The 16,531-nt window shown below is 55.9% G+C and carries 15 protein-coding genes; 7 read left to right on the top strand and 8 right to left on the bottom strand.

Going from position 1 to position 16,531, the window contains the following annotated elements; genetic code table 11:
• Nucleotides 1–142: 142 nt before the first annotated feature.
• From J2X72_RS07900 to J2X72_RS07890, 3 genes are read left to right on the top strand one after another with little or no spacing between them, the layout of a single operon-like run.
• Entirely contained in the window at nucleotides 143–2,998 is a 2,856-nt protein-coding gene (locus J2X72_RS07900) for a molybdopterin oxidoreductase family protein (protein WP_310070438.1), read from the top strand.
• On the top strand, nucleotides 2,995–3,762 hold the full coding sequence (locus tag J2X72_RS07895) for a 4Fe-4S dicluster domain-containing protein (protein WP_210000898.1): 768 nt from the start codon (nucleotides 2,995–2,997) through the stop codon (nucleotides 3,760–3,762). Before J2X72_RS07900 ends, J2X72_RS07895 begins: the two co-directional genes overlap by 4 nt.
• 3 nt (nucleotides 3,763–3,765) lie before the next feature.
• Nucleotides 3,766–4,668: a DmsC/YnfH family molybdoenzyme membrane anchor subunit gene (locus J2X72_RS07890; RefSeq protein ID WP_310070435.1), complete on the top strand. Its 903-nt coding sequence runs from the start codon at nucleotides 3,766–3,768 to the stop codon at nucleotides 4,666–4,668.
• Here J2X72_RS07890 and J2X72_RS07885 read toward each other — a convergent pair.
• The 6 genes from J2X72_RS07885 to J2X72_RS07860 all read right to left on the bottom strand — a co-directional run bounded on the left by J2X72_RS07885 (nucleotide 4,665) and on the right by J2X72_RS07860 (nucleotide 10,150).
• Nucleotides 4,665–5,600 carry a lipid A biosynthesis lauroyl acyltransferase gene (locus J2X72_RS07885; protein ID WP_210000903.1) on the bottom strand — a complete coding sequence of 312 codons (936 nt, stop codon included), beginning with the start codon at nucleotides 5,598–5,600 and terminating at the stop codon, nucleotides 4,665–4,667. The two genes, J2X72_RS07890 and J2X72_RS07885, sit on opposite strands and share 4 nt — an antisense overlap.
• Nucleotides 5,601–5,606: 6 nt before the next feature.
• Nucleotides 5,607–6,635 carry a zinc-binding dehydrogenase gene (locus tag J2X72_RS07880; RefSeq protein WP_310070432.1) on the bottom strand — a complete coding sequence of 343 codons (1,029 nt, stop codon included), beginning with the start codon at nucleotides 6,633–6,635 and terminating at the stop codon, nucleotides 5,607–5,609.
• Nucleotides 6,636–6,661: 26 nt separating this feature from the next.
• Nucleotides 6,662–7,939, bottom strand: coding sequence for a beta-ketoacyl-ACP synthase (locus J2X72_RS07875; RefSeq protein WP_310070429.1), 1,278 nt, complete (start codon nucleotides 7,937–7,939; stop codon nucleotides 6,662–6,664).
• Nucleotides 7,940–7,950: 11 nt separating this feature from the next.
• Entirely contained in the window at nucleotides 7,951–9,135 is a 1,185-nt protein-coding gene (locus J2X72_RS07870) for a beta-ketoacyl-ACP synthase (RefSeq protein WP_310070427.1), read from the bottom strand.
• A 45-nt stretch (nucleotides 9,136–9,180) separates the two neighbouring features.
• A complete protein-coding gene (locus J2X72_RS07865; protein ID WP_008123430.1) occupies nucleotides 9,181–9,462 on the bottom strand; it encodes an acyl carrier protein in 282 nt (93 codons plus the stop codon).
• 106 nt (nucleotides 9,463–9,568) lie between these two features.
• Nucleotides 9,569–10,150, bottom strand: a complete 582-nt coding sequence (locus tag J2X72_RS07860; protein WP_310070421.1) for a histidine phosphatase family protein — start codon at nucleotides 10,148–10,150, stop codon at nucleotides 9,569–9,571.
• A gap of 105 nt (nucleotides 10,151–10,255) precedes the next feature.
• On the opposite strand from J2X72_RS07860, the gene J2X72_RS07855 reads away from it, so the two are divergent.
• From J2X72_RS07855 to J2X72_RS07845, 3 genes are all read left to right on the top strand, one after another.
• Nucleotides 10,256–11,212 carry an AEC family transporter gene (locus J2X72_RS07855; protein WP_310070420.1) on the top strand — a complete coding sequence of 319 codons (957 nt, stop codon included), beginning with the start codon at nucleotides 10,256–10,258 and terminating at the stop codon, nucleotides 11,210–11,212.
• Between the two features lie 141 nt (nucleotides 11,213–11,353).
• Nucleotides 11,354–12,811 carry an NAD-dependent succinate-semialdehyde dehydrogenase gene (locus J2X72_RS07850; protein WP_310071038.1) on the top strand — a complete coding sequence of 486 codons (1,458 nt, stop codon included), beginning with the start codon at nucleotides 11,354–11,356 and terminating at the stop codon, nucleotides 12,809–12,811.
• A 5-nt stretch (nucleotides 12,812–12,816) separates the two neighbouring features.
• The gene (locus J2X72_RS07845) at nucleotides 12,817–13,833 is read left to right on the top strand and encodes an aldose epimerase family protein (protein ID WP_310070417.1); all 1,017 of its coding nucleotides are present in this window, start codon (nucleotides 12,817–12,819) and stop codon (nucleotides 13,831–13,833) included.
• Nucleotides 13,834–14,092: 259 nt separating this feature from the next.
• On the opposite strand, the gene J2X72_RS07840 is transcribed toward J2X72_RS07845, so the two are convergent.
• On the bottom strand, nucleotides 14,093–15,010 hold the full coding sequence (locus J2X72_RS07840; RefSeq protein WP_310070415.1) for a sugar kinase: 918 nt from the start codon (nucleotides 15,008–15,010) through the stop codon (nucleotides 14,093–14,095).
• Nucleotides 15,011–15,145: 135 nt separating this feature from the next.
• On the opposite strand from J2X72_RS07840, the gene J2X72_RS07835 reads away from it, so the two are divergent.
• Nucleotides 15,146–15,760, top strand: coding sequence for a pyridoxamine 5'-phosphate oxidase family protein (locus J2X72_RS07835; RefSeq protein ID WP_310070411.1), 615 nt, complete (start codon nucleotides 15,146–15,148; stop codon nucleotides 15,758–15,760).
• Nucleotide 15,761: 1 nt separating this feature from the next.
• Here J2X72_RS07835 and phnF read toward each other — a convergent pair whose 3' ends face one another.
• Complete coding sequence (gene phnF / locus J2X72_RS07830; protein ID WP_310070409.1) at nucleotides 15,762–16,508, bottom strand: phosphonate metabolism transcriptional regulator PhnF; 747 nt, start codon at nucleotides 16,506–16,508, stop codon at nucleotides 15,762–15,764.
• Nucleotides 16,509–16,531 lie beyond the last annotated feature (23 nt).

Genomic DNA, 16,531 nt, shown 5'->3' with positions numbered 1-16,531 from the left:
AAGATGTTAGTGAGTCGATCGCGCATGCTCTTTGCAAAACACACAGATTTCTTGCAAGACTGCCGCTCAAAGATCGAGACGGGTGGGTCTGAAGCAATTCGCGCTCCGTTTTATCTTAGTGAACAAAAGGGGCGCAACGGGTATGAATTCAGAACCAGTCCTTGCTTTATCGGAGCCGGTTGGTGATGAAATTCGGAAAACCACCTGCTATATGTGCGCCTGCCGTTGCGGTATCGAGGTCCACCTGAAAGACGGCAAAATCCGCTACATCGAGGGCAACCGCGACCACCCGATCAACAAGGGCGTCTTGTGTGCCAAAGGGTCGGCGGGAATTATGCAGCACTACTCGCCGGCGCGATTGCGAGCGCCGCTGTTGCGAACAGGCCCACGCGGTTCAGGTGAATTCAAAGAAATCAGCTGGGAAGAAGCGCTGAAGTTGGCTGTCGATTGGTTGCAGCCGGTACGAGAAACCGCACCTCACAAGCTCGCTTTCTTTACGGGTCGCGATCAAAGCCAGGCTCTAACCAGCTTTTGGGCACAAAATTTTGGGACACCGAACTATGCTGCACATGGGGGATTTTGTTCTGTCAACATGGCGGCCGCTGGGATTTATACGATTGGTGGCGCGTTCTGGGAATTTGGTGCGCCCGACTGGGACAAGACCAAGCTGTTTGTTTTGTTCGGTGTGGCCGAAGATCATGATTCCAACCCGATCAAGATAGGTATTTCCAAACTCAAGAAGCGTGGGGCGCGTTTTGTTTCGGTCAATCCGGTGCGCACGGGCTATTCCGCTATCGCTGATAACTGGATCGGCATCCGTCCTGGCACCGATGGGTTGCTCATACTTGCCGTCATCCATGAACTTTTTCGCACTGGCAAGGTAGATCTCGATTATCTCCAGCGCTACACCAACGCCCCGTGGCTGGTGATTGATGACGACGGTAGGGAAGACCACGGGCTTTTCCTGCGCGACGATCTCGGCAAGGCGCTGGTGCGTGATCGCCGGTCTGGCTTGCTTGTGCGATTTGACGAACCGGGTCATGTCGCTGATCTCAATGCTGAATTCGTCACAGAAGATCGTCGGAAAGTGCGCAGTGTCCTGCGGCTGATGGCGGAAAAATACCTCGATCCGAAATATGCACCTGATGCAGTCGCGGCGGAAACCGGGGTTGCCGCGAGCACGATCCGCGGGCTGGCAGCGGAAATCGCGCGTGTAGCTTTTGAGGAAGAGATTGTCCTCCAGCAGCCGTGGACAGACATGAAAGGCGAGCAACATGAAGTCATGATCGGACGGCCGGTGAGCTTTCATGCCATGCGCGGCATCTCCGCTCATTCGAATGGCTTTCAGTCGGCGCGTGCATTGCACGTTTTACAGACAATCATCGGCTCCATCGACTGCCCGGGCGGCCATCGGTACAAGCCGCCTTATCCCAAACCGGTAACGGCCCACCCAAGGCCGCATGGGAGAGCGGAACATGTAAAGCCTGGTCAACCGCTTGCGGGGCCACATTTGGGATATCCACTTGGACCTGAAGACCTGCTCGTCGATAGTGAAGGCAAGCCGCAGCGGATCGACAAGGCGTTCTCATGGGAAGCACCACTCTCGGCTCACGGCATGATGCATATGGTAATCGCCAATGCCTGTACTGGCGATCCCTATCCTGTCGACGTACTGTTCCTGTATATGGCCAACATGGCGTGGAACTCGTCGATGAACACGCGTGGCACAATCAAGATGCTGGAGGAGCGCGACGCGACAACCGGCGAATATAAAATCCCGAAGATCATCTATTCGGACGCCTATTCATCGGAAATGGTTGCCTATGCCGATCTTGTCTTGCCAGATACGACCTATCTGGAACGTTACGACTGTATTTCGCTGCTCGACCGGCCAATCTCCGAACCTGACGCCGCATGCGATGCAATTCGTTGGCCGGTGCTGGAGCCGGACAGGGATGTGCGCGGGTTTCAGTCCGTGCTGATCGAGCTCGGAGCACGCCTGAAATTGCCGGGTTTCGTCGATGATAGTGGCGTGGCGTTGTATAAAGACTATGCCGACTATATCGTCAATCATCAGCGAAAGCCCGGTATCGGCCCGCTTTCCGGTTGGCGGGGTGCGGATGCCAAAGATGAGGGTAGGGGAGCGCCTAATAAAGATCAGCTGAAAAATTACATTGATCACGGTGCGTTCTGGGTGAAGCACATTCCCGATGAGGCGCTGTATTTCAAGCACCACAACGCCGCATACCAACAGTTCGCCATCGACACGGGTTTCTTCGATGCACCGCAGCCCGTAACCCTACAGCTCTATGTCGAGACGCTGCAGAAGTTCCGGCTGTCGGCGATGGGTGTCCGGCAACCGTTCGCGCCCGAACAATACCGCGAACGTCTGCTCGATTGTTTCGATCCGCTACCGGATTGGTACCCGCCCTTCGAAGAACAGGGCGTCGATATCGCGGAATTCCCCTATCACGCGATCACGCAGCGGCCGATGGCGATGTATCATTCCTGGGGCTCGCAGAATGCGTGGCTGCGACAGATACATACGAAAAATCCATTGTATGTCCCTGGTACGATTTGCGACGAGCTGGGGTTGAAGGATGGCGATTGGGCCTGGGTCATTTCGCATCACGGCCGTATAAAATGCGAAATTGCGCGGACCGATGCGGTGAATGGCAAAACCATGTGGACATGGAATGCGATCGGCAAGCGTAAGGGCGCTTGGGCACTTGATCCGAAAGCGCCCGAAGCAACCAAGGGATTCCTCCTCAACCACCTAATTCACGAACTTTTGCCACCAAAGGCCGATGGGATGCGCTGGTCGAACTCCGATCCCATCACCGGGCAGGCCGCCTGGTACGATTTGCGCGTGCGCATTGAAAAGGCCGAGGCCGGGGTGGAGATCAGCGAACCATATTTCGCTGTAATCAAACCTCCTGGCGGCCAATCGCAACCGGTCGATGAACTGCGTTACGGGCAGGAATGGTCTCCAAAATGACCAGCCTTCCCCAAAATCGTACCGCGAAAAAACTCGGGCTGGTGATCGATCTTGATGTATGTGTCGGCTGCCATGCCTGTGTCATCAGTTGCAAGGAATGGAACACTGGCGGCTACGGCAGTGCCCTGTCGGACCAGCATCCCTATGGCGAGGATGTCTCGGGTACGTTTCTCAACCGCATCCACAGTTTTGAAGTCGCGCCTGAAGGCGGACAAATTATCGGTGAAGCTGGCGACGCCCGCGTTGTGCACTTTCCAAAGTCCTGTTTGCATTGCGAAGACGCGCCGTGTGTCACGGTCTGCCCCACTGGAGCGTCTTACAAGCGTGCCGAGGACGGCATCGTGCTGGTGGATGAGGACAAGTGCATCGGGTGTGGACTCTGCGCCTGGGCCTGTGCCTATGGCGCGCGGGAGATGGATCTTGCTGCCGGCGTGATGAAGAAGTGCACATTGTGCGTCGACCGCATTTACAATGAGACACTGAAGCAAGAAGACCGAGTGCCTTCCTGTGTCAGGACTTGTCCAGTCAACGCCCGGCATTTTGGCGACCTTGGCGATCCGAATTCCGATGTGGCCATCATGGTGGCCGAACGCGGTGGTTTCGATCTTATGCCGGAGCAGGAAACACGGCCCACCAACAAATACCTTCCACCTCGTCCACGAAAGTCGTTGAGCGAAAGCAATCCAATAATACCTCTTGCAGAGAACACCGATGGTGCGCGCGGATTTTTCGCTTGGCTCGACAAGACGCTGGACCGGATCTAGGCGATGCATCCAGCTTATTCGATTATTGTTTTCACGACGCTGTCAGGTCTGGGTTACGGACTTGCGGTCGTGCTTGGGCTCGGTTTCCTGGACCCGTCGCTGCTAGCGACCAAGCTTGCCTATTTGACTTCGCTGGCACTGGTCAGCATTGGACTGGCAGCTTCGCTCCTGCATCTTGGCAACCCCCAACGTGCATGGCGGGCCTTGAGCCAATGGCGCTCCAGCTGGTTGTCACGGGAGGGTGTGATGGCAATCGCGACGTTTGTCCCGCTGACGTTGAGTGCTGCGCTGGCAATCTTCGCCGACAGACATGATGTGATTTTGGGGTTTATCACAGTGCTTGGTGCTTTGATGACGGTCTATTGCACGTCGATGATCTATGCGTCGCTCAAGACTGTGGACTCGTGGCATACGAAACTGACACCACTGTGCTTCCTGTTGTTTTCGCTAGCCGGCGGGTTCTTGTTCGCTAGCGCCTTCGTGGGAAATGGGTTGCTCGAGGAGTTGCTGGCGCTTCTGTTCGTCCTCCTGGCGTTAGTTGCCAAACTGGTTTGGCGCAACCGCGCCAGGACACTCTTACCCATTTCGACGCCGGAGACGGCAACTGGCCTTGGCTTCGTCGGCAAGGTGCGGCTGTTTGAGCGTCCGCATTCGCTGGACAACTATCTGACGCGGGAGATGGGCTTTCGCGTTGCCCGTAAACACGCCGCAAAGCTGTGGGTGATCGCCTTTATTTGCGGTGCAATCCTGCCAATCGTGGCGCTTTTGCTGGCGATGACCATCGGCGAAGGGCTGACCGCCCAGATTGCGCTTGTTTTCAGCGTCATCGCATATGTGTTTGGGATTCTCGTTGAGCGCTGGCTGTTCTTCGGCGAAGCCAAACATGCGGTGATGAACTACTACTAGTTACTGTTCCAGCGTTTGTGGAACCACATCCACTGACCGGGGTATTCGCGCACCCAAGACTCGACCTTATCGTTCAGAGCCTGGACAGTTGCGGCGAGGTCCACGGCCCCTTTGTCATCGCGCGGGATCTCCATCTTCTCTTCAAGTTCCAACCGAAACCGGCCACCTGGCAGGCGGACACAGCGCGCCGGATAGACGTCGCACTCATATTGACGCACGAGTTTCGCGAGAAGTGGATTGGTTTTGCATGGGCGGTTGAAAAAAGTAGAAGGGATGCCGCGTTTGAATTTTTGATCGACCAGCATGCCGACATTGCCATTGTTGTTGAGGACGGTGGCGAGGGACCAAGCGGCACCGGCCTTCGATGGAACGAGATGTCCCATGTTGGTGCGGCGTGCCCCGAGTATTTTCTTGGCAACATAAGGGTTGTTCGGTGGGCGAAACAGCGCAGTGACATTCAGATCGAATGTCGCCGCGCAGATCGGCAGCAGCTCGAAATTCCCCGTATGACCTGTGAAGAATATATGTGGGCGGTCCTTCTCGTCCCGTATGCGTTCGAATATCTCGCGTCCCTGAACCTCGACCAGTCCGGGCGTGTCGCTGTGCGGATCGAAATCGAAGATCGCATCCAGGAAGACATATTCGGCAGTGAGTCGTGCCATATTGCCCCACATATCTCGGGCAATCTGTTGCAGTTCTTCTTCAGATTTCTCCGGATAGGCTTTCCGAAGGTTGGTCATCGCAATGCGATGGCGCCCCATCAGCGGCCCAATTTTACGTGCAGCGGCATCGGTAAAATCCATAGCCGCCTTCGCCGGCAGCATACGGAGCAATTTGAGGATACCGAAAATGACAAACGCCGACAGCCAGTAGTTGAATTTCTTCAACCGCTGGCTCCAGCGGAATAGAGCTAGCTTTGTGTCAAGTTTCATTCTGGATCAGTTTATACGCAGGATGATCTTGCCGAAGACGTCCCGACCTTCCATCCGCTTCAATGCCGTATCGATATCATCGAAGCCGACTTCGGTGTCGATGACGGGATGGACAAGGCCGCGCGCCATCTTCTGCATGGCATCCGCCATGTTTTCCATGCGGCACCCGAATGAGCCGAGGAGTTTCAGCTGTTGCTGGAACAGCATCATAAGGTTCATGCTGGTTGAAACACCCGACGTCGAGCCGCAGGTGACCAGCCGCCCACCGCGGCGCAACGACAGCATCGATCCCGCCCATGTGTCGGCGCCGACATGCTCGAAGACAACATCAACGCCCTTCTTCTTCGTCAGCTTGCGCACGATGCCTTCAAAGCGGTCCTCACGGTAATTGATGACGTGATCTGCTCCCAGCACCTTGGCCTTTTCGATCTTGTTATCCGAGCCGACGGTCGTGATGACCGTGCAGCCCATCTTCTTGGCGAGCTGGATTGCGGCCGATCCAATGCCAGAGCCACCCGCGTGGACGAGAATCGTTTCTCCCGGTTCGAGCTTGGCATTATCAAACAGCATGTGCTCGACGGTTCCGAAAGTGACCGGCGCAACGGCAGCGCCGATTTCATCGACGCCAGGAGGAGCCGGGACAAGCAAACGGGCTTTGAGGTTGACTTTTTCCTGGGCAAAGCCATCGAGATGGAAGCCGTGCACACCGGAGACATGTTCGCAAAGATTGTCGCGACCTTCGCGGCAGGGACGGCACAATCCGCAGGTCTGCGCACCATAGATCGAGACGAGCTGGCCTGGCAGTAGATTGCCGACGCCCGTGCCGATCGCGTCGACAACGCCCGAAGCTTCCGCGCCGATCGTCAATGGCATCTTGCGCTTGGCAAAGGCCATGCCCCGCCAGCCCCAAACATCGATGTGATTGAGTGCAACAGCTTTGATGTTGACGGTAACCTCGCCGGGACCGGGCGCAGGTGGCGGCGCAACATCGACGATCTCGAGCTTGCGGTCTTCAATCAATTGTAGTGCACGCATATCCGTTTCCTTATTCAGGCCACGGATTAGTTCGGTTCTGCCGTCATGACAAGACACGTATTTTGTCCGCCGAAGCCGAATGAACTGGAAAGCACCGATGAGACACTTGCTTCGCGCTTAACGTTGGGCACGACATCCATGACAATTGCCGGATCAGGATTGTCATAGTTGATCGTTGGCGGGATGGTACCGGTCTGAATAGTCAGTACAGAGAATACGGCTTCGATCGCACCGGCAGCGGTCAAAGTATGGCCGATCATCGACTTGTTTGACGACACAGGCAGTGATGAAATTCGATCGCCAAAGACCGTCGACAACGCCAGATATTCCATCTTGTCGTTTTCTGGCGTCGACGTTCCATGGGCGTTGATATAGTCAATTGCGTTTTCCTCAATCCCTGCATCTTCAAGGGACGCGCGAACCGCACCAATGGCCGGCGAACCGTCCGGTTTTGAGCGGGTTCGATGGAAGTCATCGGCCTTTTCGCCGCAACCACGCATGATGCCAAGAATATTTGCACCTCGTGCGACGGCCGATTCGAGCGATTCCATCACCATAGCGCCCGAACCTTCTGCCATGACAAACCCATCTCGATCCTTCGAGAAGGGTTTTGCGGCCTTGTGGGCCGGCTCGTTATGGGTGGATAGCGCTGAGAGCAGCGAGAACCGGATCAGCGCTTCGGCGGAAACCGAACCATCCGTGCCGATCGACAGGACCCTGTCGCTTTCGCCGCGACGGATGGCTTCCACGCCCAATTGAATGGCAGTCGCGCCAGAAGCGCAGGCTGTCGATAAAGTGATCGGTAGACCGCGCGTGCCGAACTTATCGGCCAGAACCTCAGCGATATGGCCAAATTCCGCGGTGTTGAACATGTCGACCTGCGGGCCTCGGCGGCACGCGGCGAGCAGCAGGTCGTATCCGGGCTCGCCTTCAGACTTGACCAATGCATCCAGGGCAAGGCGATTGCGCCATTCGAGTTCGACCGGTGGGGCAGCCAGGAAAAGCGGGCCGCCGAAGTCATCGACTGGAAAACCAGCCTGCGCCACAGCTTCTTCCGCTGCAAGCGACGCCAGCTTTTGCGACAGCGCCGAAGCGCCTTTGGTGCTTTCCTCAAGAAAATCGACAGTTCCGGCGATCTGCGTTCGCAGATTATCCAAGGCGAACCGTGTAATCGTGTGTATGCCGGACGTGCCGGAAGTCAGCGCAGCCCAGTTCTCTTCCTTGCCTTGCCCAAGGGATGAGACAACGCCAAGGCCTGTTATGGCGACAAGGGGGCGGCCGAGATGATCAGTATATTTGGACATGGAAATATCCCTTAAACTTTGACCAGGCGGGCAACGCCTTCGCTGCGGGTTCCGCCAATGGACGTGGCGAGCGCGGTATTGACGCTGGACGGTCCGGCCTTCTCATTCTCCGCGTCGACAGGCGGGAATGCGGATCCATTGAAAACGCTCAGTGCAGCCAGGGCAACAACCAGCGGGAATTGTGCTTCGCGCAGATGGCCCAGTTTCCCCGCGACGCCCCGCACCGCCGAACTTGGGAATGTGTCGAGCGCCGCTTTCTCTAGCGCGGTTACGTGTTTGGCCCCGCTGGCGCCTGAAATGATCAGATCTGCAGCTTTATCTACGCTTGCCGCACCGATCAGCTTGGCTACGGTTTGCGTTAAGTCATCGCGGCGGCGTCGAATTTGCGCGCTGTAGATACCATCGATAGCTGCATATACGCGTGCACCGCGTTTTTGCGCGTGCTCCGCACTTTCCAGAACCAGAAATGCACCGCCGGATCCGGTAACGATCCCACCTCCGGCGCTGTCTTCTCTTTGCCAAAGCGGCGCCCAACCGTCACGCTTGAGCATCCCGTTCAATTCGTAGCCCAACAACATGTCTGGATGCTGGGAATTGTACGCACCACCAACGAGAGCATGTGTACTCTGTCCGGAGCGAATGCGAGCTGCAGCTGTATCGATCGCCGAGATGCCGGAGCCTTCCTCACCCATGAATGTACGTGAAGAACCGGTGACTTTGTGGACGATGGAAATATTTCCAGCGAGCAGGTTCGAAAGCTGTGCCAGAAACAAGGTTGGGCGCAGCTCAGTCGTGAGCTTCTCGTTTAGCATCGTTCCGATATCATTGCGCACACGCGCTTCGGCAAGGATTTGCGTATCTACCGAGACGTCGCGTTCCCCGCCGCCTGCCGCCACCACCATATCCATGCTGGCACAGAGCGATTCGTCGTCTTTTATGCCCGCATCCTGCAGCGCGAGGCCAGCCGTGTAGGTCCCTATACGCTGCCACGTCTCCATCTGCCGCTGGTCACCGCGCTTCGGTATCTGGTTGTTCCAGTCGACTTCGACGAGCGGATGAACGGTATACGGCCTGAACGTTTCGCCATCGATGCTCGGTTCGAGCCCGTCATTGAACGCCTTCCAATGGGCATCGACGCCTTCGCCAAGTGATGAAATCAGTCCGATACCAGTAATGACGACGGTGTTGTTCTGCATTGTCTCGCAACACCGTTTGCACGGTGTACCCGGTTAGCTGGGAAATCAGGCCTTCTTGGCAGCGACGAGTTCGTCGATCTTGGCACACAGGTTTTTCAACACGAAGTATTCTTCGGTCGGAACCTTGCCGTCATTGACCTCCTGCGTCCACTGTTCAAGCGGGATCTTGATGCCAAAGGCCTTGTCGATCGCAAAAACGATGTCCAGGAAATCAAGGCTATCGATCCCCAGATCGTCAATTGTGTGACTCTCCGGCGTAATCGAGTCGCGATCGATCTCGCTGGTTTCGGCAATGATGTCGGCGACCTTGTCGAATGTATCGGACAATTGATTTTCCTTTGCTTATCGTGCCTCAGGCAAGGGCACTGATGTAGAACGAAGCCGGTATCTAGCGTTTTTCATGCTTCAGGGAAAGACCAAAGCTGCGCTGTGATTAGTCGAATATGATTCTTCCTGCGATATGAACGATTTCACCTTCCTCGGCTTTTGAAACAACGACCGCTTCTGTCGGACGTGGCGTAACACCGGTCAAAGCAATGATATTGGCGCGATCAGTCATCATTACCAGGTTACCAAGACCCTTGAATGCGACGATTGCCGCACGAATTTGGTCGATCTGAATTTGTTTGGCAGCTTCATTCGCAGGGCGTGGATCGAGCGGCCTAAAGATCTCAGCGGAGATTGAACCGAATGACAGCCGGGCGGTTTCCCGTGCATTGCAGGTAGAACTTGTAAGAACCTTGTCGATTCGCACCCCGCGTGCGGCAAAACGGGCTCCAAGTTTTTGGGCCAGCTGGCGCCCGCGGTCCGAGAGCGTTTGCGTAACCGAACAATCGGCCGAGCTGTCAATGGTTGGACTTAAGGTTCCGGAAGCATCGGCGCCCTGAATGAGAATTGTGTATCCGCCGCGCTGTACCCGCGCCCATGCAGCATCTGTCGCATATGCGTGCGATACGACAAAAACCAGGCTGAACAGCGCATATACAGGAATTGCCCATGGGCGGAATTGCTTCAACATCATTCTCCTTAGCAGTCGAGATGGGGATTTGTTGATGAAAAATAAAGCTATGCAACCAGAACGTCTTGCACCGCCAGATTTGCGGGCCTATTGCGGAACGCGATGAGCCTCATTCAAACAATCATCGTCGTTTTTGGTGTGATTGCCATCGCCTATGCAGCGGCGCATTTCAAGTTGCTGGATGAGCGAGTGGGTGACGGTCTATCGGATTTTGTCTTCGTGATCGCCGCGCCCTTGCTCCTGTTCAGGACAATGGTGAGAGCTGATTTCCATGGCACGGCTCCCTGGTCGTTGTGGATCTCGTATTTTATTGGTGTGATCGTCGCGTGGGCGGCATCGGATGTGGCGATCAAGCTGTTCTTCGGGCGAGACAACCGCGCTGGCGTTGTGGCCGGAGTCTCTGGAGCATTTTCCAATCTCGTTTTTCTTGGCATGCCGCTCATGCTCGGCGTCTTCGGCCAGAATGGCTTTGCGATACTGTCTCTGATCGTCGCCGTCCATATGCCTGTGATGATGGCCGCCTCGATTACGCTGCACGAATTGGCCATGAGAAGGGACGGCGTGTTCACGGGCGAGAGTCATTGGGTCGCCGTGATCGGATCGTTCTTCAACAGCTTGCTGCGCAACCCGTTTGTGCTGGGCATCCTCGCCGGCTGGATATGGCGCCTGCTGGGTTTGCAAATGCCGGACACAGCCGACGCGTTGATCGAGACCTTGAGTGGAGTGGCAGGACCCGTCGCGCTGTTCGCCATGGGCATGGGTCTGAAGAAGTTCGGCGTTTCTGGAAATATAGCAGCAGCGGTGCTCATGTCTGCTATCAAACTTGTTCTTATGCCTGCCGTGGTGCTTGGCGCCGCGTGGTTGATCGGTCTACCGCCATTTACCGCGAAAATCGCAGTGGTTGCCGCCGCACTTCCGGCTGGCGTCAATTCTTACTTGATTGCCACGCGCTTTGGCACGGGTCAGGCTCTCGCCTCCAATTCCATGGTGATGGCGACCGCTTTTTCGGCGTTGACCCTGACCTTATGGGTTTCCGTCGCTACGCGGATATTTGGTTGACGGAACCCCGTTGCAGCTTTTGCCAAAAAGGAGCAGGGTTGTATCGCCTTGACCAAGGCAGACATTGCCATGCGCAGTGCAGGGTTTATTTTCACGGAACTCACGAACAACAATAACCCTTCGAACACAGGGAGAAACATGATGTTGCAGAAATCCAGCCAGTTCATGAAGCAGGCAAACCTCATAGACGGTGAGTGGGTGGCGGCAGATTCGGGCAAGACCATCGACGTCATCAACCCTGCTACCGGCCTGAAGATCGGTACCGTCCCAAATTCGGGCAAGGCGGAGACACAACGTGCCATCAATGCCGCGGAAAAGGCCTTCAAGACATGGCGCAAGACATCCGTACTGGAACGCTCGAAACTGATGCGCAAGCTTCACGACGCCATTTTGGACAATCAGGATGCGCTGGCTGAATTGCTGACACTGGAACAGGGTAAATCCCTTGCGGAATCCAAAGGTGAGATCGGCATGTCCGCCGCCTACATCCTGTGGTATGCAGAGGAAGCTCGCCGCACATATGGCGATGTTGTCCCTTCTCCTTGGGCCGATCGCAGAATTCTGGTCACGAAAGAGCCTGTGGGGGTCATCGCTGCAATAACGCCCTGGAACTTCCCGTCCTCCATGCTCGCACGCAAGATCGGCCCGGCGCTGGCGTCGGGTTGCACGGTGGTGGTCAAACCTGCGACGCAGACTCCCTATTCAGGGCTGGTCTGGGGCTCTCTTTGCGAAGAGGTTGGCATTCCGAAGGGTGTCGTCAACATTTTGACGGGGTCGGCGACGGAAATTGGCGGAGAAATTACGAGCAATGAGCTTGTTCGCAAGATCACCTTCACCGGATCGACGGAAATCGGCAAAATACTGATCAAACAAGCTGCGGACACGGTTAAGAAAGTCTCCATGGAGCTTGGCGGCAATGCGCCGTTCATCGTATTCGATGATGCTGATGTCGATCGGGCTGTGGATGGAGCCATTATCGCGAAGTTCCGCAATTCGGGTCAGACTTGCGTCTGCACCAACCGTTTTTTGGTACAAGCCGGCATCTATGACACATTCGTCGAGAAGTTTGCCGCCGCTACCCAGAAGCTCAAAATCGGAAATGGTCTGGAAGAAGGGACGCAGCAGGGGCCATTGATCGATGACAAGGCCGTCGCCAAGGTCGAGGAATTTATAGCGGATGCCACACAGAAGGGCGGCAAGATCGTCACAGGCGGAAAACGTCATGCACTTGGTGGCCGTTTCTTCGAGCCCACTGTGATCGCCGACGCTACAGCGGAAATGCTCTTCACCAAGGAGGAAATCTTTGGGCCAGTGGCGCCGATCTACAAGTTTCAAAGTGAGCAGGAAGCGGTTGACCTTGCGAACGATACGCAATTCGGTCTCGCCAGTTACTTCTACACACAGGATCTTGGGCGGATGTTCCGCGTTTCGGAAGGACTGAAATACGGTCTGATTGGCGTCAATGAGGGCATGATTACCACGGTGGAAGCCCCATTCGGCGGCTTGAAGGAATCCGGCCTCGGCAAGGAGGGCGGACACCAGGGTATCGAAGATTACCTCGACACGAAATATGTCTGCGTTGGCGGTTTGGGGTTATAGAACCAATGAATACGGAAGTTTTCGGCCACACGCCGGACGGCGAGGCAGTCCACCGGATCACAATTTCAGGTGGTGGATTAACCGCCGACGTACTGACCTGGGGCGCGGTTATCCAAGACTTGCGTCTCAAGGGGCATGAGCATCCCCTTGTCCTTGGGTATCGGGACTTTGCCGATTATCCGGCATACTCTCCCTACCTCGGTGCAACGATCGGCCGTTGTATCAACCGTATTCGTGACGGCGAGCTTGTGATTGACGGGAAGACTTACGAGCTCGAAAAAAACTTCCATGGCAGGCATAATATCCACGGCGGGAGCCGCGGTGCCGGCAAACGCATCTGGGATGTTGTCGCTATTGGTCCGGATTACGTCACATTGACGGTCCAGCTTGGTGACGGTGAGATGGGTTTTCCTGGAAATCTGACAATCACGTGTACTTATATGCTGGAGCCCAAGGGAACTCTTGTGATCCGCATGGACGCAGTCACGGACAAGCCGACGATCTGTAACCTTGCGCATCACAGCTATTTCAATCTCGATGACGGAGGCGCAACCGAGGCGCTCGATCATCAGGTCAGGATCGATGCGCAAGCCTATCTTCCTGTGGATGGCGATCTTCTTCCCGACGGCCGTGTTATGCCGGTGGCCGGGACAACACATGATTTCCGCGAGTATCGGGCCGTCCGGCGCGAAGTGGACGGCAAGCAGGTCATCTATGACAATAATTTTTGTCTCGCCAGCCAGCGTCGCCCATTGTGCCTTGTCGCTTCGGTAAAAGGTGCCGACTCCGGCGTCGAGATGAACGTTTCCACAACCGAGCCTGGCGTGCAATTCTACGCGGCGAACACACTAGGCGGTAAACCAGCCATCGGGCTGACCGGCAAGACCTACGATAACTACGCAGGCCTCTGTTTTGAAACGCAAACTTGGCCCGACTCCACTCACTTTCCGTATTTTCCTCAAGCGATTTTGCGGCCTGACGAGGTCTACAGCCAGATGACCAAGTACAGTTTCAGAAAATGAAATCCTAGGGTCAGGACCAGTTAATATGATCGAAATGGCGCCTGAAACGGCAAGAGGATGCGAGGAGAAGTGTGAAGGGCGGGGGGCTTTCCCCACACTGCAGCTTGCAGCCGTTTCAGTTCATCCGAGGATATGGTCCATCTTCCCGGGAATGTCGTCGCAAGGGACTTGAAAATGGATGAACATTTCCATCGCCCTTGCTCCACCTATCCGAAAAGATGGCCTCATACCATTTCGACCAGATTAACAGGTCCTGACCCTAAGCTTTGAATGCCTTCTTCGCTTCATTCATGGGAGCGAGCGCGCCATGGAATTCGACGACGCGGGCAGCCACCTTGTGTGCGTTGACCGCGGCGACAAGTGGATCGAGACCCGCCAGCCGCGAAGCAATGTATCCGCCGTTGAAGCTGTCGCCAGCGCCCGTCGTGTCGACAGCGTCGGCGCGAACTGCCGGCACTTCGGTCGTTGTTCCGCCGGCAATGACCAACGCCGGCTCTGTGCCATCTTTGACGACGATCTCGCGCACGCCATAACCAGTGATGCGTGTAGCGGTATCGGCAGGTGTTGCGTCACCGAATAGGGCGTTCTCGTCCGGAAATGTTGGTAACGCGATATCGGTAACGTGAAACGCATTGCTCAAAACCTGACGCGCGGTGTCGGCATTTTCCCACAGGCGAGGGCGGTAATTGGCATCGAAGACGACAAGCGAACCTTGACGGCGGGCATTACTGACGGCGTTGAGGACATTCTGGCGACTTTTGGGGCTCAAAATACCCATCGTGATACCGGAAAAGTAGATGACTTGCCGACCGTCCAAGCTTTTCGCCAAGGCGTCAGGGTCATCGGCCAGATGGCGCGCTGCGGCATCATTGCGCCAATAGGTAAATGAGCGCTCGCTACCGGTTAGTGTGATGGCATAGATTCCGGGGCGAGCGCCAACGATGGTCGGGCTGTGGGCGGTATTGATCGCATTATCGCGAAGGAACCTGCGCTGTTTCACCGAGAAGGGATCGTCGCCGAATGCGGTGACATAATCGACGGCAAAATCTGTACGGGTGAGGGCGCGAACATACCAGGTAGTGTTGAGGGTGTCTCCCGCAAAACCCATGCGCCACTGATCGCCATTGGCGCCGGACAATTCGATCATGCACTCGCCAATGGCCGCAAATCCGCCCATAAAATCCTCCGCTGCTCCGGTCGCAGCGACTGATATACAAGTGCATTGCCGTTGTCATTTCATAAAAACGCGAACTGTCATAATCGGTTCGTCATGCCATGTTAGTCGGCGAACACGTGTTGCAGGAGAAATTCAATGTCGCGGATCACGACAATCGAACAGCTCGAAGCCATCTACGGCGGCGGCATAACTGAAGCTTCCACAGCCAAAGTTGCCGCTCGGATTACGCCGGAATACCGCAAGTTGATCGAGGGTTCACCCTTTGTGGCGCTCGCAACTAGTGGTCCTGAAGGTCTTGATTGTTCACCACGCGGTGATCTCGCCGGTTTTGTAAGGATTCACGACGAATCGACCTTGATGATGCCGGATCGCCGCGGCAACAACCGCGTTGACTCGCTCCGCAATATAGTTCGAGACCCGCGCGTGGCTCTCCTCTTCCTCATTCCCGGATTGACGACAACGTTTCGCGTCAACGGGCGTGCATTTGTCGAAACGGATCAGGCACTCCTCGACAGCTTTGATGTCGATGGCAAGGCGCCGCGTTCCGTCACTGTCGTCGAAGTGGAGGAAGCTTATTTTCAGTGCGCCCGTGCACTAATTCGCTCCGAATTATGGAATCCGGCCAAGCAACGCTCGGCAAAAGAGTTCCCCACCCCCGGGCAGATGCTGGCGGCGCTCAGCGAGGATCGCGTTGGCGGCGAGACCTATGACCGCGAATGGCCGGAGCGCGCCGCCAAGACAATGTGGTAGGTCACGCGGAGTTGTTGTTATCTATCGCTATTTCCAAGCGGTCCGCGGCAAAGCGGGTTTTCGAATATTGAATTGGATGACCTTCAGGATCCACATTGATGGCCGTCGCAACGAGAACAATGGCTCCGGGGGAGAGTTTCAAATGGCGCAACTCCTCCGCTTCGGCATGACGCGCCGCAATAAGCGTCGACTTGCGCAAATAATCGTCTATTCCCGCAGCTTTAAGAGCAAATGTTATTGAACCGGATAAGCCATAGTCCTCTGCCACATTGGGTACACGCGTTGCGTCGAACCAAGCAGTGGCGCACGAAACCGGATTGCCGTCTGCGGTATGCATCGTGTCGATCCTGATCACTTGCCCCGATGGCATATCCAGCGCCGCTGCAACGTCGGCGGGTGCCTCTTCAAGGCGGTGGGCAAGCAATATGCCCTTGGTTTCGCGCACCTGTGTGGAAAGGATCTGGGAAAAACGCGTGCGCTGGCCAATGCGGTAAGTGAGCTTCTTGCTGTTGGCGACAAAAGTACCGCGTCCCTGTTCGGCTCGCAGGACGCCCTCCTTGGTGAGCGCGGCTATAGCACTGCGGATCGTGTGGCGATTGACCGCAAAACGCGTCGCCATTTCAATTTCGGCTGGCATGCGCGTGCCATTTGCCAGTTTCCCCGCCGAGATATCGCCCCTGATCTGATCCGCGATCTGACGCCAGATCGCAACGCCACTGTTGCGGGTGATGAATCGTGCCGATGTCACGTTCTGTCATGCTCCTGTCATTG

The organism is Phyllobacterium sp. 1468 (assembly GCF_031455525.1).
Lineage (GTDB): Bacteria > Pseudomonadota > Alphaproteobacteria > Rhizobiales > Rhizobiaceae > Phyllobacterium.
This window is presented reverse-complemented; position numbering and strand designations above follow the sequence as displayed.